At 65.8% G+C, this 24,341-nt stretch carries 24 protein-coding genes; 14 read left to right on the top strand and 10 right to left on the bottom strand.

Annotated elements, in window-relative coordinates:
- Positions 1-101 precede the first annotated feature (101 nt).
- The gene (locus AC1DOX_RS04030; protein ID WP_092138680.1) at positions 102-995 is read left to right on the top strand and encodes an alpha/beta fold hydrolase; all 894 of its coding nucleotides are present in this window, start codon (positions 102-104) and stop codon (positions 993-995) included.
- A 59-nt stretch (positions 996-1,054) separates the two neighbouring features.
- Here the strand turns inward: AC1DOX_RS04030 and AC1DOX_RS04025 are convergent, their stop codons facing one another.
- Positions 1,055-2,122, bottom strand: coding sequence for an NAD(P)/FAD-dependent oxidoreductase (locus AC1DOX_RS04025; RefSeq protein WP_441615266.1), 1,068 nt, complete (start codon positions 2,120-2,122; stop codon positions 1,055-1,057).
- 188 nt (positions 2,123-2,310) lie between these two features.
- Between AC1DOX_RS04025 and AC1DOX_RS04020 the strand changes: the two genes are divergently transcribed.
- The 7 genes from AC1DOX_RS04020 (at position 2,311) to AC1DOX_RS03990 (ending at position 8,370) form a co-directional block, all read left to right on the top strand.
- Positions 2,311-3,156, top strand: a complete 846-nt coding sequence (locus AC1DOX_RS04020) for a 3',5'-nucleoside bisphosphate phosphatase (RefSeq protein WP_441615264.1) — start codon at positions 2,311-2,313, stop codon at positions 3,154-3,156.
- A gap of 33 nt (positions 3,157-3,189) precedes the next feature.
- Positions 3,190-3,825, top strand: coding sequence for an L-threonylcarbamoyladenylate synthase (locus tag AC1DOX_RS04015; RefSeq protein ID WP_092138677.1), 636 nt, complete (start codon positions 3,190-3,192; stop codon positions 3,823-3,825).
- Between the two features lie 48 nt (positions 3,826-3,873).
- Positions 3,874-4,539, top strand: a complete 666-nt coding sequence (locus AC1DOX_RS04010; protein WP_441615261.1) for a site-2 protease family protein — start codon at positions 3,874-3,876, stop codon at positions 4,537-4,539.
- A gap of 45 nt (positions 4,540-4,584) precedes the next feature.
- The gene (locus AC1DOX_RS04005; RefSeq protein WP_441615259.1) at positions 4,585-5,166 is read left to right on the top strand and encodes a class I SAM-dependent methyltransferase; all 582 of its coding nucleotides are present in this window, start codon (positions 4,585-4,587) and stop codon (positions 5,164-5,166) included.
- A gap of 154 nt (positions 5,167-5,320) precedes the next feature.
- Entirely contained in the window at positions 5,321-6,205 is an 885-nt protein-coding gene (dapA, locus tag AC1DOX_RS04000) for a 4-hydroxy-tetrahydrodipicolinate synthase (RefSeq protein WP_092138674.1), read from the top strand.
- A 64-nt stretch (positions 6,206-6,269) separates the two neighbouring features.
- On the top strand, positions 6,270-7,511 hold the full coding sequence (gene bamC / locus AC1DOX_RS03995; RefSeq protein ID WP_441615257.1) for an outer membrane protein assembly factor BamC: 1,242 nt from the start codon (positions 6,270-6,272) through the stop codon (positions 7,509-7,511).
- 70 nt (positions 7,512-7,581) lie between these two features.
- A complete protein-coding gene (locus AC1DOX_RS03990) occupies positions 7,582-8,370 on the top strand; it encodes an MBL fold metallo-hydrolase (RefSeq protein ID WP_441615255.1) in 789 nt (262 codons plus the stop codon).
- 140 nt (positions 8,371-8,510) lie between these two features.
- Here the strand turns inward: AC1DOX_RS03990 and AC1DOX_RS03985 are convergent, their stop codons facing one another.
- Together AC1DOX_RS03985 and AC1DOX_RS03980 are read right to left on the bottom strand one after the other, a co-directional pair.
- A complete protein-coding gene (locus AC1DOX_RS03985) occupies positions 8,511-8,753 on the bottom strand; it encodes a hypothetical protein (RefSeq protein WP_092138671.1) in 243 nt (80 codons plus the stop codon).
- 200 nt (positions 8,754-8,953) lie between these two features.
- Positions 8,954-10,162: a ribosomal protein uL16 3-hydroxylase gene (locus tag AC1DOX_RS03980; protein WP_441615252.1), complete on the bottom strand. Its 1,209-nt coding sequence runs from the start codon at positions 10,160-10,162 to the stop codon at positions 8,954-8,956.
- Positions 10,163-10,173: 11 nt separating this feature from the next.
- Here AC1DOX_RS03980 and AC1DOX_RS03975 point away from each other — a divergent pair, with 11 nt between their 5' ends.
- The gene (locus AC1DOX_RS03975; RefSeq protein WP_092138669.1) at positions 10,174-10,707 is read left to right on the top strand and encodes an FKBP-type peptidyl-prolyl cis-trans isomerase; all 534 of its coding nucleotides are present in this window, start codon (positions 10,174-10,176) and stop codon (positions 10,705-10,707) included.
- Positions 10,708-10,916: 209 nt separating this feature from the next.
- Here the strand turns inward: AC1DOX_RS03975 and AC1DOX_RS03970 are convergent, their stop codons facing one another.
- The gene (locus AC1DOX_RS03970) at positions 10,917-11,888 is read right to left on the bottom strand and encodes a hypothetical protein (protein WP_441615250.1); all 972 of its coding nucleotides are present in this window, start codon (positions 11,886-11,888) and stop codon (positions 10,917-10,919) included.
- Positions 11,889-11,995: 107 nt separating this feature from the next.
- Positions 11,996-14,620, bottom strand: a complete 2,625-nt coding sequence (mutS, locus tag AC1DOX_RS03965) for a DNA mismatch repair protein MutS (RefSeq protein ID WP_441615636.1) — start codon at positions 14,618-14,620, stop codon at positions 11,996-11,998.
- A gap of 585 nt (positions 14,621-15,205) precedes the next feature.
- Here mutS and AC1DOX_RS03960 point away from each other — a divergent pair.
- Positions 15,206-15,679, top strand: a complete 474-nt coding sequence (locus AC1DOX_RS03960; RefSeq protein ID WP_441615248.1) for a pilin — start codon at positions 15,206-15,208, stop codon at positions 15,677-15,679.
- Between the two features lie 122 nt (positions 15,680-15,801).
- Here AC1DOX_RS03960 and AC1DOX_RS03955 read toward each other — a convergent pair whose 3' ends face one another.
- Positions 15,802-16,626, bottom strand: a complete 825-nt coding sequence (locus tag AC1DOX_RS03955) for an inositol monophosphatase family protein (protein ID WP_441615246.1) — start codon at positions 16,624-16,626, stop codon at positions 15,802-15,804.
- Between the two features lie 278 nt (positions 16,627-16,904).
- Here AC1DOX_RS03955 and AC1DOX_RS03950 point away from each other — a divergent pair, with 278 nt between their 5' ends.
- Positions 16,905-17,849 (top strand): RNA methyltransferase, encoded by a 945-nt coding sequence (locus tag AC1DOX_RS03950; protein WP_441615244.1) that lies wholly within the window; start codon positions 16,905-16,907, stop codon positions 17,847-17,849.
- Positions 17,850-18,158: 309 nt separating this feature from the next.
- Positions 18,159-18,902 carry a serine O-acetyltransferase gene (gene cysE, locus AC1DOX_RS03945; RefSeq protein WP_092139130.1) on the top strand — a complete coding sequence of 248 codons (744 nt, stop codon included), beginning with the start codon at positions 18,159-18,161 and terminating at the stop codon, positions 18,900-18,902.
- A 38-nt stretch (positions 18,903-18,940) separates the two neighbouring features.
- On the opposite strand, the gene AC1DOX_RS03940 is transcribed toward cysE, so the two are convergent.
- The 4 genes from AC1DOX_RS03940 to AC1DOX_RS03925 form a co-directional block, all read right to left on the bottom strand.
- Entirely contained in the window at positions 18,941-19,738 is a 798-nt protein-coding gene (locus tag AC1DOX_RS03940) for a UDP-2,3-diacylglucosamine diphosphatase (protein ID WP_441615241.1), read from the bottom strand.
- Between the two features lie 67 nt (positions 19,739-19,805).
- The gene (locus AC1DOX_RS03935; RefSeq protein WP_092138664.1) at positions 19,806-20,306 is read right to left on the bottom strand and encodes a peptidylprolyl isomerase; all 501 of its coding nucleotides are present in this window, start codon (positions 20,304-20,306) and stop codon (positions 19,806-19,808) included.
- 37 nt (positions 20,307-20,343) lie between these two features.
- Positions 20,344-20,946, bottom strand: a complete 603-nt coding sequence (locus AC1DOX_RS03930) for a peptidylprolyl isomerase (protein WP_092138663.1) — start codon at positions 20,944-20,946, stop codon at positions 20,344-20,346.
- Positions 20,947-21,027: 81 nt separating this feature from the next.
- Positions 21,028-21,738, bottom strand: coding sequence for a tetratricopeptide repeat protein (locus AC1DOX_RS03925; protein ID WP_441615238.1), 711 nt, complete (start codon positions 21,736-21,738; stop codon positions 21,028-21,030).
- A gap of 253 nt (positions 21,739-21,991) precedes the next feature.
- On the opposite strand from AC1DOX_RS03925, the gene cysS reads away from it, so the two are divergent.
- On the top strand, positions 21,992-23,380 hold the full coding sequence (gene cysS / locus AC1DOX_RS03920; RefSeq protein WP_441615634.1) for a cysteine--tRNA ligase: 1,389 nt from the start codon (positions 21,992-21,994) through the stop codon (positions 23,378-23,380).
- On the top strand, positions 23,377-24,237 hold the full coding sequence (locus AC1DOX_RS03915) for a DNA-3-methyladenine glycosylase family protein (RefSeq protein ID WP_441615236.1): 861 nt from the start codon (positions 23,377-23,379) through the stop codon (positions 24,235-24,237). The genes cysS and AC1DOX_RS03915 overlap by 4 nt, the downstream gene beginning before the upstream one ends.
- Positions 24,238-24,341 lie beyond the last annotated feature (104 nt).

The following is a 24,341-nucleotide window of genomic DNA, read 5'->3' as shown; positions in this document are numbered from 1 at the left end:
GCAAGCGAACGATCGTTCTATTTTTATCTCCAGGCTGCCGCGCGGCCATTGACCCGGTGCCCATGCGCGTGCCAGAAGACCTGAGCAAAGGGGGAAAGACCATGACCATCGCGGAAACCTCGCGTTCGGAATTTATCACGCTGCGTGGACTGCGCACGCATGTCCGTCACTGGGGCACGCCCGGCGCCCCGAAGTTGTTCATGCTGCATGGCTGGATGGACGTGGCGGCATCGTTCCAGTTCCTCGTCGATGCGTGCGAGCGGGACTGGCATGTGATTGCGATGGACTGGCGCGGTTTTGGCGAGACTGACTACCCGACGCGCTATCCGGGGACCGGGTCCTACTGGTTCCCCGACTACGTGGCCGACCTCGAGGCGCTGCTCGACCACTACCAGCCCGAGGGGCAGGTGGACCTGGTGGGCCACAGCATGGGTGCCAACGTGGTCTGCGTCTACGCCGGCGTGCGCCCCGAGCGGGTGCGGCGCGTGGTCGATCTGGAAGGCTTCGGCATGACCCGCACGCGGCCAGATCAGGCGCCGGGACGGATGGTGCGTTGGCTGGACGAGCTGCGCGCACAGCCCGCCTTGCGCACCTATGACAGCGAGGCCGCCGTGGCCGCGCGGCTGCAGAAGACCAACCCGCGCCTGCCCGACGACCGCGCCGCCTTCCTGGCCGCGCACTGGTCGCGGCGGAATGCGCAGGGGCAGTGGGAGATCCTGGGCGATGCGGCGCACAAGCTGATCAACCCGATGCTCTACCGGATCGACGAAATCATGGAGATCTGGGCAAAGGTGAGCGCGCCCGTGTTGCATGTGGAGGCGCGTGATTCGGCGACCCTGAAGCACATCGCCCACAAGCAGAGCGTGGAGGAGTTCAAGGAGCGCTTCCGCGCGTTCCGGGACTTCCGCGAGGTGATCGTCGACGATGCGGGTCACATGCTCCATCACGACCAGCCGCAGGTCGTGGCACGGCTGATCGAGGACTTCCTGGCCTGAGACGGTGCCTCCGAGCGTGGATCGGAGGCGTCTTGAATATCCGCGCGACGACTACTACGCTACGCGTGCGTCAGCTTTTCCTTGAGCGCGGCGTTGTTGCTCGTGTGCACATGCACCAGCGCTTTTTCCGGAAACGCGTAGTGGTAGGCCTTGCGCAGGGCCAGCGCGGCCTCGTGGAAGCCGGAGAGGATCAGCTTCTGCTTGTTCGGATAGAACGCGATGTCGCCGGCGGCAAAGATGCCACGGCGCGAGCTTTCGTAGGTGGTGGTGTCCACCAGGATGCGGCCGGCGCGCATGTCCATGTCCCATTGCGCAATCGGTCCCGGTTCGGACACCAGGCCGTACAGCGCGATGAGTTCGTCCGCCGGCAGCGTCTGCTCGCCGTCACGGGTCTTGATGCCGGCCCCGGTCAGCGCGCCGCTGTCGTCGGTCTGCAGGCTACCCAGCATGCCAATCACAAAATCCATCTCGCCGGCTTCCACTGCAGCGCGCATCGACGCCACCGAGTGATCTGCCGCGCGAAACCCGTCGCGCCGATGCAGCAGCGTGACGCGCGCGGCCACCTTGCGCAGCGCCAGCGCCCAGTCCAGCGCGGAGTCGCCGCCGCCGGCCACGATCACGCGTTTGCCGGCAAAACGCGAGACATCGCGCACCGCATAGTGCAGGTGGCGGTGTTCCAGCGCGGCGGCCTCGGGCAGCGCCACGCGTTGCGGCGCGAACGCGCCGGCGCCCGCGCAGATCAGCACGGCGGCGACATCGAAGCGCTTGCCGGCATCCGTGGTGACGAGCATGCGGGGATGGCCGTCGGCGTTTGCAGTCTCGCCGAGACCGTCGGCGCGCTGGCTGAAGTGCATCGGGAACGCAAACGGGGCGCACTGCTCGAGCAGGCGGTCCACCAGGTCCTGCGCCAGGCAGCCCGGCACGGCGGGAATATCGTAGATCGGCTTTTCGGGATACAGCTCGGTGCATTGGCCGCCGGCGCGATCGAGCACGTCGATCAGTTCGCACTTCAGCCCCAACACGCCTGCCTGGAATGCGGCAAACAGGCCAACCGGCCCGGCACCGACGATCAGCACATCGGTCTGGATGGTTTCGGGATGGGTGGCGGTGGCGGGCGTGGTCGACATGGCGGCAGGGTGCGGCGCGGCGGCGCACCGCAAGGGGGGAGCGGAACAAGACCCCATCATACCTTGCAGGGCGGCGCAATCCGGGCGCGCCAGCGTTGCTGGCAGGGCTATCTCCCGGCCCGGCGAGGACCGCTTTCTCTTCACTCCCGCGGCCCCGCGGGCTGACCGTCGGGAGTAGAATAAGGGCCATGAAAAACCCTCACGCCATCAACGCCGATCTGCACTGCCACTCCACCGTATCCGACGGGCTGCTGTCGCCGCGCGACGTCGCGGCCCGGGCACATGCGGGCGGTGTGGCGTTCTGGGCGTTGACGGACCACGATGAAGTGGGCGGGCAGGCGGAAGCCCGCGCCGCCGCCGAGGCGATGGGCATGCGCTACGTGCCCGGCGTGGAAATCTCGGTGACGTGGGCCGGGCAGACGGTGCATATCGTCGGCCTGCAGATCGATCCGTTCCATCCGGAACTGGTCGATGGCCTGGCCAGGACGCGCGATGGGCGTGCCCGCCGCGCGCAGGACATCGGCGAGGCGCTGGCGCGCGTCGGCATCGAGGGTGCCTATGAGGGCGCGTTGCGCTACGTTGGCAATCCCGACCTGATTTCCCGCACGCACTTCGCCCGCTGGCTCGTCGACGAGGGCCGTTGCGCCACCATCGGCGATGTGTTCAGCGAATACCTGTCCGAGGGGCGTCCGGGATTCGTGCCGCACCGGTGGTCGAGACTCTCCGAGGCGGTCGGCTGGATCCGTGCCGCGGGCGGCATCGCCGTGATGGCGCACCCGGGCCGCTACAACTACACGGCGACCCAGCACGACGCGCTGTTCGACGAGTTCACGCAACTGGGCGGTGGTGCCGTGGAAGTCGTCACCGGCAGCCACACGCCCGACCAGTTCCGCCGCTATGCCGATGTGGCCCGGCACTATGGCCTGCTGGCATCGCGCGGGTCGGATTTCCATGGTCCCGGCGAAGGCCGGGTGGAAATCGGCACGCTGCCGCCGCTGCCGTCGGACGTGACGCCGGTCTGGCACGACTGGTAAGTCCGGGCTTTCCCTTTACGATATCCGCGCCTCATGTCCCAGTACTTCGAGATCCATCCCGAAAATCCGCAGGCACGGCTCATCAAGCAGGCCTCGCAGATCGTCCGCCAGGGCGGTCTGATCGCGCTGCCCACCGATTCAAGCTACGCGCTGGCCTGCCCGCTGGACGATAAAACCGCCGTGGAACGCCTGCGCCGGCTGCGCGGCATCGACGACCGGCATCACCTCACCCTGATGTGCAGCGACCTGTCCGAGCTCGGCAACTTCGCGCGCGTGGACAACCGCCAGTACCGATGGATCAAGGGCGCCACGCCGGGGCCGTACGTCTTCATCCTGGAAGCGACCAAGGAAGTGCCGCGGCGTCTGTCGCACCCGGCACGCAAGACCATCGGTGTGCGGGTGCCTGACCACGCCATTCCGCTGGCGCTGCTGGCGGAGCTGGGCCAGCCGCTGATTTCCGCCACACTGCAGATGCCAGGCGACGAAGCGCCGATGAACGACCCGGCGGAGATCCGCGCACGGCTGGAGAAGCAGCTCGACCTCGTGGTGTGTGGCGGTCCGGCCCCGGCGCAGCCGACGACCGTGATCGACCTGACCAGCGGGGAGCCGGAGCTGGTACGCGCCGGCCGTGGCGATGTGGAACGTTTTGGGCTGGAGGCCACGCTTTGACACAAACCGGACAGCCCGACGGCGCGGTTGCTCGGTAGAATAGGCCGCATGGATTCCTCCCTTATCCAGACCGTTGCGGTCTACGCCCTGCCTGTCCTGTTCGCTATTACGCTGCACGAAGCCGCGCACGGCTACGTGGCCAGGTTCTTCGGCGACAACACGGCCTACCTGCTGGGGCGAGTCAGCCTCAACCCGGTGCGCCACGTCGATCCGATCGGCACCATCGCCGTTCCGCTGCTGCTGTATTTCCTGACCGCGGGCCAGTTCGTCTTCGGCTTTGCCAAGCCGGTGCCCGTGGTGTTCAGCCACCTGCGCAACCCGCGCTGGCACGGCATGTGGGTGGCGCTGGCTGGCCCCGCCAGCAACCTCGTGCAGGCCTTTGTCTGGGCACTGGTGGCCATCGGGCTGGCCTGGGCGCGAGTGCAGGAGCCGTTCTGGGGCGAGATGGCCCGCGCCGGCGTGCTGGTCAACCTGGTGGTGGCCGCCTTCAACCTGTTCCCGATTCCGCCGCTCGACGGTGGACGGGTGCTGACGGCCTTCCTGCCTCAACGGGTGGCCGCAGCCGTTGGCCGGATCGAGCCGTACGGCATTTTCGTCGTGCTGGCGCTGGTGGCTGCCGGCGTGATTACCAAGGTCTGGATGCGTCCGGTTGTCAACGGCCTGTACGCCATCGTCGAACTGATGTTGCGGCCCATCCTGCTGGTGCTGCAGTGACCCCGCCCGCCGCGTGTGGCTAGACGCCCTGATTTCACTTTCCGCATGACCCTGACCCATCCGCCACTGGCCGCGCCATCGACCTGGATTACCCGCTGGGCCCATCTGATCCGTCCGGGTGGACGCGTGCTCGACCTCGCGTGCGGCAGCGGTCGCCATGCCGTCTGGCTGGCCGGGCAGGGGTTCCAGGTACTGGCCGTCGACCGTGATGCGGAGGCCGTGCGAGGGCTGCCAGCGGGGATTGAAGGCCGGGTGGAGGACCTCGAGCAGGGTGCCTGGCCGTTGGCCGGCGTCGCCCGGTTCGATGCCATCGTGGTGACCAATTATTTGCACCGGCCCCTCTGGCCGCACTTGCTCGAGGCGCTGGCGCCCGGCGGTGTGCTGCTGTACGAGACTTTTTCATTTGGTAACGAAACCGTCGGCAAGCCGTCCCGGCCGGATTTTCTGCTCCGCCCGGGCGAGTTGCTCGACGTGGCGCACGGTGCGCTGCGGGTAGTGGGTTACGAGGACGGCACGCTGGAAGTGCCGAAAACGGCGTTCGTCCAGCGGATGTGCGCCGTGCGCGAGGAAACCGGCCCCGCCAGCGAGACCGCCCCGCCACGTTACCGGCTACCCGGCCTGGGGTAGGTGCCATGCCCACCCGGCGGCGCCGATGGCCGTCAGCGGGGAGGGCGCTTCACACGTTGATAAATTAGACGTTTTCCCTCATCCCGGGGGTGTCCGGAGCGGCTGACGGTTCCGGTACAATCCCGTTTATTCGATTTTCCGAGTTCCCTGAGCTATGACACAGATTACCGGCAGCATCGTGGCCATCGTCACCCCGATGCATGAGGATGGCAGCCTGGATTATCCGGCCCTGCGCGCCCTCATCGACTGGCACGCGGCGGAAGGCACCGATGGCATCGTGATCGTCGGGACCACCGGCGAATCGCCGACCGTCAACGTGGATGAGCATTGCGAGCTGATCCGCGTGGCTGTCGAGCAATCCGCCAAGCGGATCCCGATCATCGCCGGCACCGGCGGCAATTCCACCCGCGAGGCGATCGAATTAACCGCCTTCGCCAAGAAGGTGGGCGCCGATGCGTCGCTGCAGGTCGTTCCGTACTATAACAAGCCGACCCAGGAAGGGATGTACCGCCATTTCCGCACCATCGCGGAAGCTGTGGACCTGCCCGTGCTGCTGTATAACGTCCCCGGCCGCACGGTCGCGGACATGAACAACGACACCATACTGCGTCTGGCGCAAGTGCCGGGCATCGTCGGTGTCAAGGAAGCCACCGGCAATATCGACCGGGCTGCGCAACTGATCAAGGGCGCGCCGGAAGGCTTTGCCATCTACAGCGGCGACGACCCCACCGCGGTTGCGCTGATCCTGCTGGGCGGCCAAGGCAATATCTCGGTCACCGCGAATGTGGCTCCGCGCAAGATGCACGAGATGTGCGTCGCCGCGCTCAAGGGCGACGTGGTCACGGCCCGGCGTCTGCACATGGAGCTGATCGACCTGAACCGCGCCATGTTTGTCGAGGCGAACCCGATCCCGGTGAAGTGGGCGCTGCAACAGATGGGCAAGATGGAAGGCGGTATCCGCCTGCCGCTGACCCCGCTGGCGGAGTCGCAATACGACACCGTGCGCCGCGCGCTTGCCGCCGCCGGCCTGCTTGCCTGATCTCCAACCTTTCCGGCTGAACCGCGGCAACTCGCCGACTTCTTGAAACCAGGATTACGTGTCAATGAAACAGAAGCTTAACCGTCGCGGCGCGACCCAAGTTCGCCGTGCCGCCGTGGTCACGCCCGTGCTGGCCATGACCCTGATCGCCGGCTGCGGCAGCATCAACGAGGCCATGCAGCCGGACAAGATCGACTACAAGTCCCAGGGCAAGAAGACTGCTTCGCTGGATATTCCGCCGGACCTGACCAAGCTGGAAGGCGACCGCCGTTACACGGTGCCCGATGCCGCCGGCACGTCCACGCTGTCGAATTACAGCCAGGCCAACAAGACGCGCGAGGCCAGCCCCTCCGAAAACGTCCTGCCCTCTTCGCAGGGCATTCGCATGGAGCGCGATGGCAATCAGCGCTGGCTCGTCATCGGCAACGGCATGCGTGCCGACCAGCTGTGGCAGTCGCTGCGCGGTTTCTGGCAGGAGTCCGGTTTCCTGCTGGTGCAGGACTCGCCCGAGACCGGCATCATGGAAACGGACTGGGCGGAAAACCGCGCCAAGATTCCGCAGGACATCATCCGCAATACGATCGGCAAGGTGTTCGATGGCCTGTACTCGACGTCCGAACGTGACAAGTTCCGTACCCGTGTGGAACGTTCGCAGAACGGCCAGTTGGAGGTGTTCATCAGCCACCGTGGCGCGCAGGAACAACTGACGGGCATCGACAAGTCCAACACGGTCTGGACGCCGCGTCCGGCCGATCCCGAACTCGAAGCCGAATTCCTGTCGCGCCTGGCGCAGCGCCTTGGCGTGCAGAAGGATCAGGCCGACAAGATGGCCAAGAACCCGGCGCCGGCAGGCGTCGCCGCTGCCGACGCGCCGGCGGGCAATGCTCCCACGGGCATCGGCGCCGCCGCCGCGACCGGTGCGGCATCGTCGACCGACAGCAGCAAGTCGTTCCTGGCCCAAGTCAACGGCGCGCCGGCGCTGCAACTGCCGGAACCGTTCGACCGCGCGTGGCGTTCGGTCGGGCTGTCGCTCGATCGCGTCAACTTCACGGTGGAAGACCGCGACCGGGCCCAGGGCCTGTACTACGTCCGCTACGTTGATCCGCGTGCCAACGTGGACGACCGCGGTTTCTTCTCGAAGCTGTTCACCAAGCCCAACGACGGCAAGACCGCGAAGAAGTATCGCGTGGCGCTGAAGGGCAACGGCACGGGCACCACGGTAACCGTGCAGAATGATGCCGGCCAGCCGGACAACTCCGAGATCGGCAAGCGCATCCTTTCCCTGCTGGACGAGCAACTCCACTGATGCTTTTCCGTCGCAGTCAGAGGGTCCCGACGGCGCAGGCCGTCGGGGGCCACACCCAGCGAGCGCATCAATGATGCGCTTTGCTTTTTTGGGCAGCGGCAGCGAGGGCAATTCGTTGCTGATCGAAGCTGCCGACGGCACTGCCGTCACCCGCGTATTGCTCGATTGCGGCTTCGGAATTCGCGAAACCGCACGGCGGCTAGAGCGCCTCGGTGTCACGCCCGAGCAGCTCGACGCCGTGCTCGTCACGCATGAGCATGGCGACCATGTTGGCTCCGCCTACGCGTTCGCCGCACGTCACAAGCTTCCTGTTCACACCAGTCATGGTACGTGGCTGGCGACGTCGCATATGCGTGGTGCCGATGCGGCCGATGTGCGGGTGTGTTGCGCCGACCATGCCTTCGAGATCGGCGGGCTGCAGATCCGGCCATACACCGTGCCCCACGATGCACGCGAGCCGCTGCAGTTCGTGCTGTCGGATGGCGACGCTGTGCTTGGCGTCCTGACGGATGCCGGTATGGAGACGCCGTATGTCACGGCACGGCTGGCCGGTGTCCACGCGCTAGTGCTCGAGTGCAATCACGACCGGGAGATGCTGCGCAATTCGGCCTATCCGTATTCGTTGAAGCGCCGTATCGGCGGAGATTTTGGGCACCTGGCCAACGAGGTGGCGGCAAGCATCCTGTCGCAAGTGGCGCACACGCAGTTGACGCGTGTGGTGGCCGCGCATCTGAGTCGGCAGAACAACACACGTGAGCTGGCGGCCGGTGCGTTGGCAGCGGTGCTCGGTGCGACGCTCGATGACATTTTGATTGCAGACCAGGATGAAGGCCTGAACTGGCAGCGCGTGCGCGGATAAATGACACGCGTACGTGGGTGCGCGAATTAGACTCGGATGATTCCGAGGGGGAGTGACGGCATCCGGTTCGTGCCCGAGAAAATCACCGGAAATAAAAAAAGCCGACCCGAAGGTCGGCTTTTTTTATCGGACGAATCCGATTACTGCTTGGCAGCCGGAGCCGAAGCGTCAGCGGCCGGAGCCGAGGCGTCAGCAGCCGGAGCAGCGGCCGGAGCCGAAGCGTCAGCGGCCGGAGCAGCGGCGGGAGCCGAAGCGTCAGCGGCGGGGGCGGCAGCAGCCGGAGCGGCGGTGTCAGCGGCCGGAGCAGCGGCTTCTTCTTTCTTGCCGCAAGCGGCCAGGGCAACAGCAGCCAGCAGGGATGCGATCAGGAGAGACTTCTTCATTTGTTCGTCCTTTAACTTTTAATAACTGAAAAACAGGCGATGAATAATTACCGGTAATTATCGCTCTTGAACTGCAAATTTGAGGCTCTCCCGGGTGCCGACAATGCAGTGGTACACAGTACTAGCCAGCGGGCGATTATATCCGCGTTTTCCCGCCTTGTGTACAGTCGAAATTTACTGGTTCTCTTTGTTACGCATTATTACACGCGTACCGGCGCGATCTGCAGCCAGCCTTCAAGCGTCCAATCATGGAATGTCTCCATCAGGTCTGGCAATGATGCGCACGCGTTCATTTCCTCGGAAGTCAGATGTCGCGCATCGGCCAGACGACGCAGCCATTTCCCCAGCGGGGCGGGCGGCTCGTACGCTTCGCCATTGAGGAAAAAATGGGTGCGGTCATAGAGCGCAATGGAGCCCGGGGCAAGGACCACGCCATGTGCCTGGGCCAGCTTCGCATACTTGCGCAGCGGAATCTCTTCGACCTCCGCGAATTCGACTGACTGCTTGGGCTCGGACAGGTGTGTGCCGAGGAATTCCGAGACCATGCCGGCATTCCATTTCATGGCCTGCAGGCGGTCGGCCACGGCGCGCGCGAGCCCTGCGGGCAACTGTGCCGGGTGCGAGGTGGCGGCCTCGCCTGCGTCTGCGTAGCGGCCGTCCAGTTCCTCGTTGCCTTCCACCGTTTCAGACAACCAGGCCAGGAAATGCCCCGCCAGTTCCCGGTACGCGGGAGCGCGGAAGCCGATGGAGGCAGTCATGCATTCGCCTTCGGCCACGCCGTCGTGCGCATATTGTGGCGGCAGATAGAGCATGTCGCCGGGCTCGAGTACCCACTCCTGTTCCGAGGTGAAATCGGACAGGATCTTCAGCGGCATGTCGGGAATCAGGTCGAGCTTCGTTTGTGACGAAATGCGCCAGCGACGCCGGCCCGATACTTGCAGCAGGAAAACGTCGTATGAGTCGAAGTGCGGGCCCACGCCGCCACCGTCGGTGGCGTAGCTGATCATCACATCGTCCAGCCGCGCGTCGGGGACGAAGCGGAACTGGCTCATCAGGTCCGCTGCGGCCTGGTTGTGCAGGTTCACGCCCTGGACCAACAGCGACCACTTGCCCGTCTTGCGTGACGGCAGGTTGTCTTCGGCGAACGGCCCGTGTTCGAGCTTCCAGCGGTTGCGAAAGTACGACACCAGCCGGGACTCGACGGCCTCGTGGTCGGCCAGTTCGAAAAGCGCTTCCCGCGACACTGGTGGCACGATTCCAGGCACCGCCTGTCGAATCAGCAAGGGTTTGCGGTGCCAGATGTCACGCATGAACGCCGCGGGCGTCATGCCCCCGAGCAGCGTGAGCGGCGCGTCGGGATCAACAGGTCCCGCAGGCATAGCCTGCGCGTATAATGCGGAATCGCTCATGGAGTCAAGAATTGAAAATCGCTAAGAACACGGTGGTGTCCGTGATGTACAAGCTGTCGGACACGCAGGGCAACCTGATTGAAGAGTCGGACGAGCCCATGGTCTATTTGCACGGCGGGTATGATGGCACGTTCCCCAAAATCGAGGAAGCACTGGACGGCCACGACGCCGGCTTCGAGACGCAGCTGCAGCTGGAACCCGAAGAAGCGTTTGGCGACTACGACGCCGATCTCGTGAAGGTGGAGCCGCGCAACCGCTTTCCGGAGCCGCTGGAAGTCGGCATGCAGTTCGAGGGTGTGCCCGAGGACGGCGACGATGACGACTCCATCATCTACACGGTGACCGATGTGGCCGAGGACAAGGTGGTGCTCGATGGCAACCACCCGCTGGCAGGCATGGCGCTGCGCTTCTGGCTGAAGGTATCGGAAGTGCGTGAAGCGACGGCCGACGAGGTCGAGCACGGCCATGCACACGGCGCATCGGGTGTGGAGGTCGTCGACGAAGATGAAGACGGCGACGAGGACAAGCCTCGCACGCTGCACTGACATCAATTTCTGAGCGATATGCGATACCACCCTCGCGGTGGGTCGCTACTGCGATGGGTCGTCGCAGGCAAGAAAGCCGGCAAATGTCATCCGACAGCTTGCCGGCTTTTTTGTTGCCTGCGTCGGGCGCGTCGCTGTCGTCCCATCCTGGCCTGGCTTTTGGTCCGGCTCAGCCCCGGTTGCATTGCGACGCCATGTCAATCCAGCGTTCAGTTGTCCTTGGGACCGCTCTGCAGCCGTACCTGGAACACCGACTTCGTACCGGGCGACACCATCAGCTCCGTCCATTGCGACGGCGATCCTACTGGCAGCACCACGCGCGTGAAGTTGGCCACGACTTTGCCGGCGGCGTCGCGCAGGGGCTTGTCCACGCTGAAGCTGCCATCGCCGGCATGGACCAGCAATACCTGCCCGGAGAACTTGCCTGTCAGATCGCGTAGCTGACGCTTGAATTCCAGGTAGCCGTCGCGCGCGCCGCGCCGCACGAAGGCGTCGAAAAGCGATGGCTTGCCACGCTTTTCCCAGCCATTGCCGAACTGCGGGTCGCCGTGCGCGACAACGACGACGCCCGCCACATCATGCTGTGCCGCGACGGAGAACGCGCGGGCCAGCCACTGGCGATTGGCTTCGCGGCGATCCTCGAATTCGCCATTGCGACCGCCTTCCGTGCGGTAGTGGTTGTTGTCACCGGGCAGATTCAGGCCCACCAGCAGGACGTTGCCCTTCAACAGCCTGACATTCTCGCGATAGCTGCGGAACAGCGCCTGGTCCGACTGCCGGATGACGGGTAGCGTTTGCCGCCCAAGCGTGGCATCGACCGGGAAGAACAGTTCGCGTAACCGGTTGAGCCGTTCCACGGCATCGAACTGTCCGTTGACCGGTTTCTGGCACTCGGCCCAGTCGTTCTCGCCCGGCACGTAGATCACGGGCAGAGGCGCCTCGTCCAGTACGCGCTGACGCGCGGCGAGCACGGCATCCCCGCAGGATTCGGTATCGCCCTTGATGCCGCCGGCGTGGATGACCAGGTCGATCTGGCGTGAGGCCATGGTCTCGAACAGCGTGGCCGTTTCCGCCTCAGCTGCGGGCCACTGCGGCACGTCTGCAATCAGCGCCACGCGCAGTGGCTCTACCGCGGGCGCGGGCGAGGGCGTGACCTTGCTCACACGAGCGGCGTGGGCCATCGTGGGCGCCACGATGGGCACCGCGAGGAGGGCGCAGCATGAGGCGACGCAAGAGAGGAAGCCAGTTGCGACGATTGCCTTGGCCCGCCGTGACCAGCGAAGGGCTGTCATACCGTGCGCGTGGTCTCCGTCAGGGCCTTGAGCCTGTATAGCGCGTCCAGGGCGTCGCGCGGCGTCAGGCTGTCGGGGTCGATATCGGCTAGCGCCTCGAGCGTCGCGGCCTGCGCGGACGAGAGGGCAGGTGTCAGACCCGACGACATGCCGCCCTCGTCATCCTCTTCATCGGGCGAGTTGGGCTGGGTAGACGGGGCGGCAAACAAGTCCATCTGCGGCGTGGGCGTGGCATCCGCCGACTGTTGCTCCAGCCAGGCCAGGTGCTTGCGCGCTGCGCGGATCACCGGCTGCGGCACGCCGGCCAGCTGCGCCACCTGCAGGCCATAGCTCTGGCTTGCCGGGCCGTCCTGCACCGCATGCAGGAACACAATGCCGTCGCCGTGCTCGACCGCCGACAGGTGCACGTTGGCCGCCTGCGGGAATTCCTGCGGCAGTTGTGTCAGTTCGAAATAGTGTGTGGCGAACAGCGTGTGGCTGCGGTTGTGGGACAGCAGGTGCCGCGCGATCGCCCACGCCAGCGCGAGGCCGTCGAAGGTTGAGGTGCCACGGCCGATTTCATCCATCAGCACCAGGCTCGACGGCGTCGCGTGGTGCAGGATGCCGGCGGCTTCCGTCATCTCGACCATGAACGTGGAGCGTCCGCCCGCCAGGTCATCGGCCGCGCCGATGCGGGTGAAGATGCGGTCCACGGGGCCGATCACGGCGCGGCGCGCCGGTACCCAGGCACCCACGCAGGCCAGCAGCACGATCAGTGCGGTCTGGCGCATGAACGTCGACTTGCCGCCCATGTTCGGGCCGGTGATCAGCAACAGCTTGCGCGCTTCGGTGAGCTGGCAGTCGTTGGCGATGAAGGCCACCGATTCCGCCGCAAGCTGGCCTTCCACCACGGGGTGCCGGCCCTGCACGATGTCGATCACGTTTTCGCTGACGCGCTCGGGCTGCGTCCAGTCCAGCGTCTGGGCGCGTTCGGCCAGGGCCGCCAGCACGTCAAGCCGCGCCAGCGCGCCGGCCACGCGCTGCAGGTTGCCGATATGCGGCAGCAGTGCCTGGAGCAGGGCTTCGTAGAGCTGTTTCTCGCGCGCCAGCGCACGATCCTGCGCGGACAGCGCCTTGTCCTCGAAAGCCTTGAGTTCGGGCGTGATGTAGCGTTCCGCGTTCTTCAGCGTCTGGCGGCGGCGATAGTCGTCGGGCACCTTGTCTGCCTGCCCGTTGGTGACCTCGATATAGAAACCGTGCACGCGGTTGTACTCGACGCGCAGATTGGCGATGCCCGTGCGGGTGCGCTCGCGAGCCTCCAGGTCGATCAGGAACTGGCCGCAGTTCTCGGAAATGTCGCGCAGCTCGTCAAGATCCGCGTCATAGCCACGTGCGATCACGCCGCCATCGCGCAGCACGGTAGCCGGTTCTTCGGCCACGGCGCGCACCAGCAGGTCCAGGCAATCCTCGGGAACCTCGAGTTCCTCCACGGTCTGGGCCAGTAGCGGCGCATCGTCGCTCAGCGTGACATTGGCGTTGACGTCGGGCAGCGCGCGCAAGGTGTCGCGCAGCGAGGACAGGTCGCGCGGGCGTGCCGATAGCAGCGCCAGCCGCGAGGTGATGCGCTCCACGTCAGACAGCCGGCGCAGCGTGGCCCGCAGCGCGTCCGGGCTTTGTGCGATCAGCACGCCGATGGCCTGCTGGCGTGCCTGCGGCAGCGCGGGGTCGCGCAGCGGGTGATGGAGCCAGTGACGCAGCGCGCGGCTACCCATTGCCGTGGCGCAGGTGTCGAGTAGCGAGAACAGCGTGGGCGATTCGCCGCCGCGCAGCGTTTCGGTCAGCTCCAGGTTGCGGCGCGTGGCCGAGTCGAGCCCGACGAATTCAGACTCGCGCTCCACCGTAACGCCCTGCACGTGCCGCAGGGACTGGCCCTGTGTGGAAGCGGCATAGTTCAGCAGCGCACCCGCCGCGCCGAGCGCGGCGCCCAGCCCCGCGCAGCCGAAGGGCTCCAGGCTGGCCACGCCGATCTGTTCGCGCAGGCGGCGCGTGCCGGCGTCCTGGTCGAAATGCCACTCCGGCAGTCGCGTGCGTGCGCAAGCCAGCGCGGGCAGGTCGATGCCGTCCGCATGCAGCAATTCGGCGGGCCGGATCCGTTCGAGTTCACGGCCCAGCTGGGCGGCTTCGCACTCCATCAGCCGCAGTTCGCCGCTGGCCAGGTTGAGCCAGGCCAGGCCGGTCTTGCTGACGCCGCCGCGCGTGGTCTGCTGGTGTACGGCCATCAGGAAGGTGTCGACCTTGTCTGGCAGCAGCGCGGCGTCGGTCAACGTGCCGGGCGTGACGATGCGTACGACCTTGCGCTCGACCGGCCCCTTGCTGGTCGCCGGATCGCCGATCTGTTCGCAGATCGCCACGGACTCGCCGAGCTTGACCAGCTTGGCGAGGTACTGGTCCACCGAATGAAACGGAATGCCGGCCATGCGGATCGGCACGCCGCCCGACTGCCCGCGCGAGGTCAGCGTGATGTCGAGCAACCTTGCCGCTTTTTCCGCGTCGTCGTGGAACAGTTCGTAGAAGTCACCCATCCGGTAGAACAACAGCGTGTCGGGGTGATCGGCCTTGATGCGAAGGTACTGCTGCATCATGGGCGTGTGCTTCTCCGGCGCGCCGCGCCGGGTATCGGAGCCCTTGGGCGCAGGTTGCGGCGCGTCCGTCACGTCATGGGCGGCCGCGGCTGCGCTGTCGTCATGGGTGGCGTCGGTGGGGTCGCCTTGGGTGGAAAGGGCTTCTACGGACATGCATTCCTCTCGGGCGGCCGCTGCCCGGGCCGCCGGTATATCGGTTGCCGCCAGCGGGGTGTGTCACCCCGCCGCGGCGCAAAGCGGCATTTTACTGCCAGCCTGGCCGTCCTCCTGCGCTACGTTCTCAATTTTCGCTCGGATACATCTCATCGAGGCACGTCGAGTATGGGCCGACTGTACGGCCCTTGGCCGGATCTCGTCCGGTGCCCGATTCTCAAAGTGAAAGCGCAGAAGCGACGAGATTTGTCAGTGCCCGGGTCCCGTGGCTGCAACTTTGTCAGCCGGGCCACTGCCGAAGTGACGAATCGACCAAAAAATGTCACTTATTGGCACTTCCGTGCCGTTTTTGGGCTGGCACGTCATTTGGATAGGAGAGGGGGGAGCGCAGGAGAGGCACCGGCAGGTGCGATACAACAAAACGGGGCGCCGATGACAACAAGACGGACGGAACTGCAACGCGCGCTGCGCGCGGGCTTTACGCTGATCGAGGTGATGATCGTGGTGGCGATCATTGGCATCCTGGCGGCGCTGGCCATCCCGCAGTATCAGGACTACGTGGTCAAGTCGCAGATCTCGCGGGCGCTCTGGGAGGCCTCGGCGTACAAGATTCCGGTGGAAGAGCGCATGCACAACGGGGTGTTCGCGTTTCCGGATCCCGCGGGTACGCTGGGCTATATACGGTCGTCGCTGACCAGCACGCCGAATACGTTTACGTTCAACGCCGACGGGTCGGGCGCTATCGTTGTCCTGCTGAATGGCGACGTGCATCCGGCCGTCACCGGTACGCGGATAACGGTGGGGCGCCGGGCCACTGGCGACTGGACGTGCGCGGTACGAGGTGGTAGCGCCGATTTCAAGCCATCGTTGCTGCCGCAAGGCTGCACGCTCGACACCGGCAGCTAAGACGCACAATGAACGGCGCGTGCAGGCGCGGAGCTTGTAGAAATGGCTCTCGCCAATGAAAACAGGCGCCAATGGCGCCTGTTTCGCGTGGCTGGCTGGCGGGTGTGCCAGCGATCCGATTATCAGATCCTGGTGGCCGGCTTGGTGTTGTCGAGCGAGTAGGGCGACAGCAGGCGCACCATCTGCGCGAAGGCCTTCGGATTGCCCGCCAGCACTTCGCCTTGCTCCATCTGGCGGGCCTCGCCAGCGTAGTTGCCGACCAGGCCGCCGGCCTCGGTGATCAGCAGCATGCCGGCGCCCATGTCCCACGGCTTCAGGCCGCGTTCGAAGAAACCATCCAGGCGGCCGCAGGCTACGTAGGCCAAGTCCAGCGCGGCGGCGCCCGGACGGCGCAGGCCTGCACAGCTGCGCGTCATCAGCGCAAACATTTCCAGGTATTCCTCCACGCCCTCCAGGTCGCGGAACGGGAAGCCGGTGCCGATCAGGCAATCGGCCAGCTTGTCGCGGCGGGTCACGCGGATACGGCGGTTGTTCAGGAACGCGCCGGCGCCCTTGCTGGCGGTGAACAGTTCGTCACGGGTGGGGTCGTAGACCACGGCTTGCGCCGGCACGCCCTTGTGCAACTGGGCGATGGAAACCGCGTACTGGGGAAAACCGTGGATGAAATTGGTGGTGCCGTCGAGCGGGTCGATGACCCAGGTGTACTCGTGCTCGGCATCGTCCTCGGTCCAGGACTGGCCGGACTCTTCCGCTAGAATGGCGTGCTCGGGGTAGGCGGTGCGGATGATCTCGATGATCGCCGCTTCCGCTGCACGATCGACTTCGGTCACGAAATCGTTGTGTTGTTTGCGCGAAACGCGCACCAGATCGACGTCGATGGACGCACGGTTGATGATGGAACCCGCCTTGCGGGCCGCCTTGACGGCGATATTGAGCATCGGATGCATGAATCTCTCCAGGCGGCAGGGCGGGGGCGGCGCGCGGCAACGATCGCCAGACAATGGCGAATGCGCGCGGACAAGCCCCGATCCGGCCGAACAACACAACGAATTGTAGAAGAACGAGGGGCGTCGCCAAGTTGCCGCACAAGGCACCGGATCAGGATCCGGGCATGCGCATTGGCAGCAAAAAGCGCTGCGCCAACAAATTTGAAGGCTGCATTGTATAGGAACCCGGCCCACCGCACGAGTCGGCGGCAACAATCACCGCGGATGGAGTGCTTCACATGATCGACAAGTTCACCGGCCCCACAGACCAGGCCGTGCCTGCCAGCTCACCCACCCCAAAAAGTGATGCGGCTGGCATTTTTTCGCGTGTGCGCGTGGTGCTGGTGGAAACCAGTCACCCGGGCAATGTCGGCTCGGTCGCCCGGGCGATGAAGACCATGGGGTTTGGTGACGCGCCGGGCAGCCTGGTGCTGGTATCGCCGCGCGAGCCCGACGTGCGCAACCATCCCGAGGCGGTGGCGATGGCCAGCGGTGCCGACGACGTACTGGCGGGCGCACGGATCGTCCATGACATCGAGTCCGCGCTGGCCGGTACGGCCTTCACCGTGGCGATGACGGCCCGTCCGCGCGAATTCGGTCCGCCCCGGCTGATGCCGCGCGTGGCCGTGGCGCAAGGCCGGGCGGTGCTGACCGCTGGCGCCGATAACGCTATCGCCTTCGTTTTCGGCAACGAGCGCTACGGTCTGCCCAACGACGTCGTCGAACGGTGCTCGGCCGTCACGCATATTCCGGCCAATCCCGTTTATGCGTCCCTAAACCTTGCGCAGGCCGTGCAACTGATCGCCTATGAGATGCGCCTGACCTTGCTCGACGAGCTAGAGGCCGCAGGGGCGCCGGCGGACGGGTTGGGGAATATCGGCTATTCTGGTGAGCCCGCCACGGCGGAGCAAATCGAGTCGATGTTCGGTCATCTGCAGGCCGGGTTGGCGGCAATCGGCTTCCTAGATCCGGCCAATCCGCGCAAGCTGATGTCGCGCCTGCGACGCCTGTTTGCGCGCAGCGGCCTGGAGCGCGAAGAGGTCAATATCCTGCGAGGCATCGCCCGGCGCATGGTGCTGGCGGACGAAGGTGGGAAACACGCAGGCGACCCTGATTTGCCGGACCGGGGCGACGACACAACGTCGCCGCTCCGGCATGGCGAGACAAGTAAAAAGGATCGGTGACACCGTGGCAATTTTCGCGGCGCATGACACGCAAGGCGGGTTCGCGCTCCCGGCAGGCTCCCTGCCGGCGAAGGCGCTGGCCTGTGCGTGCGCGCCGGCACGATGTTGAAGCCGGATCGACAACAAAGTCCCTGACGGCATCAGGGGCCGGCGGCAGGCGCCTGAATCTCTTACACTCCCTGCTCCCGCGCGATCCGGCCGTCCCCCAGCCGTACCTCCGGCCAATGACCGCACCGGCGACCGTTCACATGCATGCGCGCCCCGCGCAGCGGTGCGCGGCGCACGGCCCGGCAACACGACACGACAAAGATGTTCACTCGCCTGAAGGAAGATATCGACACGATCATGCTGCGCGACCCTGCCGCGCACAGTCGTCTGGAAGTCCTGACCTGCTATCCCGGCCTGCACGCCATGGTGTTCCACCGCGTGGCCCATGCCTGCTGGCGCGGCGGCCTTCGCTGGCTGGGGCGCTGGATCTCGCACTGGTCGCGTTTCCTGACCGGCATCGAGATCCACCCGGCGGTCAGGATGGGCCGCCGCGTGTTCATCGATCACGGCATGGGCGTGGTGATCGGCGAGACCGCCGAGATCGGCGACGACTGCACGATCTACCAGGGCGTGACGCTCGGCGGCACGTCGCTCTACAAGGGGCAGAAGCGGCATCCGACGCTGGGCGCGGGCGTGGTGGTCAGCGCCGGCGCCAAGGTGCTCGGCGGCTTCGTCGTGGGCGATGGTGCGCGAGTGGGCTCCAATGCGGTCGTGCTCAAGCCGGTACCGCCCGGTGCCACCGCAGTCGGCATCCCGGCGCGCATCATCATGCCCGATGCGCCGACGCAGCAGCAGGGTGCGAAGCAGGAATTCTCGGCCTACGGCATCACGCCGAATGCGGATGATCCGGTGTCGCTGGCGCTCAAGAGCCTGATCGACAACGCGGCCAAACAGCATGACCGCATCGAGGCCGTGCTGGCCGCACTCGACCGGCTCGGCGAGCATCTCGAGAACACGCCAAACGACCGCTTCGACGCGAGCGAGTTGCGGAAGCTGATGAAGTAAGGGACTGGCAGGCTGGTCGGCGCATCGTCAGTCAGCCGTTAGTCGGTCTGTGGCAGGACGGTGAAGCCGTCCGCGTCGAGCTGCAGCGCCGCGGCACGCGGATGGCGGCCGTCGAGGTCCCAGTCGGTCAGTACCCAGCGCACACGGCCGTCGTGCTCGTGGCGGGCAGGGCGGTGGGTGTGTCCATGGACGAGTGCGGTGGCGTTGCTGGCCTCCAGCAGGGCGGACACGGCCGATGGCGTGGCATCGCCATAGGTGGGTGGCATGGCGTCGGCATTCGCCAGCTGGCGGGCGCGGCCAGCCTCGCTGTCCGCGCGCAGGCGGCGCGCCACGGCCAGCCGGGACGACAGCGGCAGCATCAGGAACAGTCGTTGCACCCAGCCCCTGCGCGTCCAGCGCCGGAACCGCATGTAGCGTTCATCGTCGGTGCACAGCATGTCGCCGTGGCTCAGCACCACGCGCAGGCCGGCACATTCAATCACGGTGGGGTCGTGCAGCAGCGTTGCGCCCGCGGCGGCGGCAAATCGCCGGCCGAGCAGGAAGTCGCGATTGCCGTGCATCAGGTACACCGGCACGCCTGCTTCAGCCAGCTGGCGCAGTGCGGCGGCCACACCGGCGGCGAATGGCGAGGCGGTTTCCTCGTCACCCACCCAGAACTCGAAAAAATCCCCCAGGATGAACAGCGCGCGCGCGTTTTGCGCGGCACGGTCCAGCACGCGCTGGAAGGCGGCCAGCGTGCGTGGCATGCCGGGCGTGAGGTGGAGGTCGGAAATGAACCACGCCGGCGCCTGCACCGGGATCGGTGCGGCCGCCGGCGTGCGGGCGGATGCGGTCATGCGGGTCGAAGGTGTCTGGTCACGACGAAAGGCATGCCGCAAACGGGGAAACAGGCGCGGGCGAGGCTTACTCGACCACCACGGCCTTCTGGATCACCACGTCTTCCAGCGGCACGTCCTGGTGGAAGCCCGAGCTGCCGGTGCGCACGGCCTTGATCTGGTCGACCACATCGGTGCCTTCCACGACCTTGCCGAACACGGCATAGCCAAAGCCTTGCGGCGTGGGCGAGCTGAAGTTCAGGAAGTCGTTGTCCACCACGTTGATGAAGAACTGGGCCGTGGCCGAGTGCGGCGCGTTGGTGCGGGCCATCGCCACGGTGTAGCGGTCGTTCTTCAGGCCGTTGCCGGCTTCGTTCTCGATCGGCGCATCGGTGTCCTTCTGCTTCATGCCCGGCTCGAAGCCGCCGCCCTGGACCATGAAGTTCTTGATCACGCGGTGGAAGATCGTGTTGTCGTAGTGGCCCTTGCGCACGTACGACAGGAAGTTCTCGACGGACTTCGGCGCCTTTTCGGCGTCGAGTTCGATGGTGATGACACCCTGGGTGGTGTGGAGTTGTACCTTGCTCATGGCTTACCTCTGTTCGGTGGGCGGTTGTGTTCGGATGTTATTTGACGACAGTGGCCGACTCGATCACGATCGGCGTGGCCGGCACATTGCGCATCGGGCCGTAGGCCGTAGTGGGTGCGGACTTGATCTTCTCGATCGTATCCATGCCTTCCACCACCTTGCCGAATACGGCATATCCGTTGCCGTCCGGCTGCGGGTAGTCGAGGTTCGGATTATCCACCACATTGACGAAGAACTGGGCGGCCGCGGAGTTCGGATTGGCCGTGCGGGCCATGGCGATCGTGCCGGTCTTGTTCTTCAGGCCGTTCTGGGACTCCAGCGGAATCGGGGCGCGCGTCGGCTTTTCCTTCATGTCGCGGTCAAAGCCACCGCCCTGGACCATGAAGCCGTTGATCACACGGTGGAAGATGGTGCCGCTGTAGAAGCCGCTCTTCACGTATTCCATGAAGTTGGCGACGGTCTTGGGCGCGGCATCCGGGTAGACCTCCACGGTGAACTTGCCGGCGTTCGTGACAAATTGCACGCGCTCGTTCTTCTGCGCGGCGGCCGGGCTGGCCCCCTGGGCCATGGCGGCAAGCGGGGACAAGGCGGTGGCCGCGGCCATCAGGCCGGCCAGGACGATGCGGCGGGAAATGGTCATGTCTGAACTCCGTGTTGCGGGATAGGCAGCCGGCGACGCTTACCCGATGCGTTACCGGTGGTGAACAAAAGAGGGAGGGCCTCAGCGGGCGGCCGGCGCGCTGGCCGGCGCCCTGCGCGACGCAGGGGTTCCGGAGGCCTTGCCGGCGGGCGCGGTGGCTGGTGTCGTGGCGGACGGCGTGGCGCCGTCCGGCTGAAGCTGGCGGAGGTTGCCCGCTGCACGCGCATCGCCCGGATTGCGGCGCACCGCTTCGCCATACGCCTGTTCAGCCAGGCGACGGTACACATCGCCCAGGTTGCTGTAGGCGACGGCGTAATCCGGCTTGGCGTCGAGCGCGGCCAGCAGCTCGGCCTCGGCGCGCTTCAGGTCGCCGCGCTTGGCATAGAGCAGCGCCAGGTTGTTATGCGGTTCCGGCAGTTCCGGAAAGTCCTGCGCCATGTCGGAGAAGGCCTTGATGGCCTCGTCCTCGCGGCCGGCTTGCGCCAGCGACCACGCGCGCTGGAATCGGGCCTGGGCGTTGCGCGGATTGGTGGCCAGCACGCGGTCGAAATCCGCCACGGCATCGGTGTAGCGTTTTTCCTTGACGGCCTTTTCGGCCGGCACCATGCCCGGGTCGGCGGAGCGCGGACCGGTCGGCGGTGCAGCTGGCGCCGCCAGCGACAGCGGTCCGTTCTGCGCGAACGCCGGTGCGACCATCAGCGCGGCAGCCACGGCCAGCGCGCCCGCCAGCGCGGAAAGGGTGCCATCGCGGCGGGAAGAGGCAATCGTCGGGGTGGGCAGAAGCAGGCTCATGTAAGGGCGGTCCGTTATACTCCGCGGCATTCTAGCAAAGCGGCGAGGCGTGCAGTACAGGTCGCAGTACGGGTCGCCGCACAGGTCCGTGGGCCGGCCGGTGCGCCCGGCAGCGGCCACGCGCACCGGGCGGCCACCCGGTGCGGGGGCTTCCGGTAAGATATGGGGCCCGCACGCCATGGCCCGCAGCGTCACGGCGGCCGGGATCCTCGCGGCACGCCCATGGCGCCGCCTCAACTACTCACATCGTTTCATGCAGCAACTGAACATCTACAACACGCTTGCGCGTGAGAAGCAGCTCTTCGTGCCAATCGAACCCGGCAAGGTCCGCATGTACGTGTGCGGCATGACGGTGTACGACTATTGTCACGTGGGCCACGCGCGCGTGATGGTGGTGTTTGACATGGTGCACCGCTGGCTGCGCACCGCCGGCTACGATGTGACGTATGTGCAGAACATCACGGATATCGACGACAAGATTATCCGTCGCGCCGCCGAAAACGGCGAGACGATCGGCGAGCTCACCACGCGCTTCATCCAGTTCATGCACGAGGACGCCGCCGCGCTGGGCATCATCCGCCCCGACTACGAGCCCCGCGCCACGGATTACGTGCCGCAGATGCTCAACCTGATCGAAAAGCTTGAGGCCAATGGGCTGGCCTATCAGGCGGCGGATGGCGACGTGAACTACTCGGTGCGCAAGTTCGAGGGCTACGGCAAGCTCTCCGGCAAGTCGGTGGAGGATCTGCGTGCCGGGGAACGGGTTTCCGCCAATGATGCCAAGCAGGACCCGCTGGACTTCGTGCTGTGGAAATCCGCCAAGGCATCGGAGCCGCCCGAGAGCAAGTGGGATTCCAAATGGGGCAGTGGCCGCCCGGGCTGGCACATCGAGTGCTCCGCCATGAGCTGCACGCTCCTGGGCGAGCATTTCGACATCCACGGCGGCGGCGCCGACCTCCAGTTCCCGCATCACGAAAACGAGATTGCGCAGTCCGAGGGCGCGAGCGGCAAGCCATTCGTGAACATGTGGATGCACAACGGCTTCGTGCGTGTGAACGACGAGAAGATGTCGAAGTCGCTCGGCAATTTCTTCACGATCCGCGAAGTGCTGAAGGCCTATGACCCGGAAGTCGTGCGCTTCTTCATCCTCCGCGCGCACTATCGCAGCCCGCTGAACTACAGCGATGCGCACCTGGACGACGCCCGCCACGCGCTGACGCGCCTGTACACGGCGCTCAAGGAAACGCAGCCCGGTGGCTGCGCGGTGGACTGGGACGAGCCGCACGCAAAGCGCTTTGCCGAGGCGATGAACGACGACTTCAACACGCCGATCGCGATGTCGGTGCTGTTCGATCTGGCCAGCGAGGTCAATCGCACGGGTTCCGCCGTGGCGGCGCGCCAGCTGAAGGCCCTGGCCGGCACGCTGGGCCTGCTCGAGCGCGATCCGCACACGTTCCTGCAAGGCGGCAAGGTGGCCGATGGTCCCACCGCGGAGCAGATCGAGGCGCAGATCGCCGCCCGCAAGGCCGCGAAGGCCGAGCGCAATTTCGCGGAAGCCGACCGGATCCGTGCCGACCTGCTTGCCGCCGGCGTGGTGCTCGAGGACAAGCCGGGCGGTGCGACCGAGTGGAGGCGTGCTTGAACGCTGCCGCGCGCAAGCCAAAGTCGCCCGCGCCCGCGCCGGAGAAGGTCAGCCGGACGACCCGCGCTGCGCCGAAGCCGGCGGGCAAGACGACAGCGAGCGTGGCGGGCAAGGTTGCCGCCAGGGACGCGGGCAAGGCCGGGAGCAAGGCTGCAGGCAAGGCGGCGGCAAAGGGCGGCAAGCCTGTGCTGCCGGAAGCCAACGCGGTGCCGCTGCCGGTGGAAACGGTCATGGACGCCGTGCGGCCGGCCTTCTGGGACGAGGCCTGCGCCGACCTGATGAAGCGCGACCGCATCCTGCGCAAGATGATCCCCACCTACGGTCCTGCGCACCTGATTTCGCGCGGTGATCCCTTCATCACGCTGGCGCGTTCGGTGGTCGGGCAGCAGATTTCCGTCAAGGCCGCGCAGTCGGTCTGGGAGCGCCTGGCCGCCACGTGTCCGCGCCTGACGCCGGCACAGTTCCTGAAAGCGGGTCCGGAGACATTGGCCGGCTGCGGCCTGTCGCGGCGCAAGGCGGAATACATCATCGACCTTGCAGAACATTTCAAGGCCGGACGCGTCCATGTCAATGAATGGACCGGCATGGACGACGAGGCGGTGATCGCCGAGCTCACGCAGATTCGCGGCATCGGACGCTGGACGGCCGAGATGTTCCTGATGTTCAATCTGATGCGGCCGAACGTGCTGCCGCTGGATGACGTGGGCCTCATCAACGCGATTTCCGCCAACTATTTCAGTGGCGAACCCGTTACCCGGAGTGAGGCGCGCGAAGTGGCGGCCAACTGGGAACCCTGGCGAACCGTGGCCACGTGGTACATGTGGCGCAGCCTCGACCCGTTGCCGGTGACGTATTAGGAACAAGCAGGAACAAACAGGAACGAAGCAGGGCAGTTTCAGGTAGTGACGGTGTTGATTTCACATAAAAGTGATGTGAATTCAACTTATTGGGCGGTTGGAAA

Source organism: Cupriavidus sp. 01L415, assembly GCF_056400065.1.
Note: the sequence above shows the minus strand (reverse complement) of the source record. Positions and strands in the feature narration are given on the sequence as shown.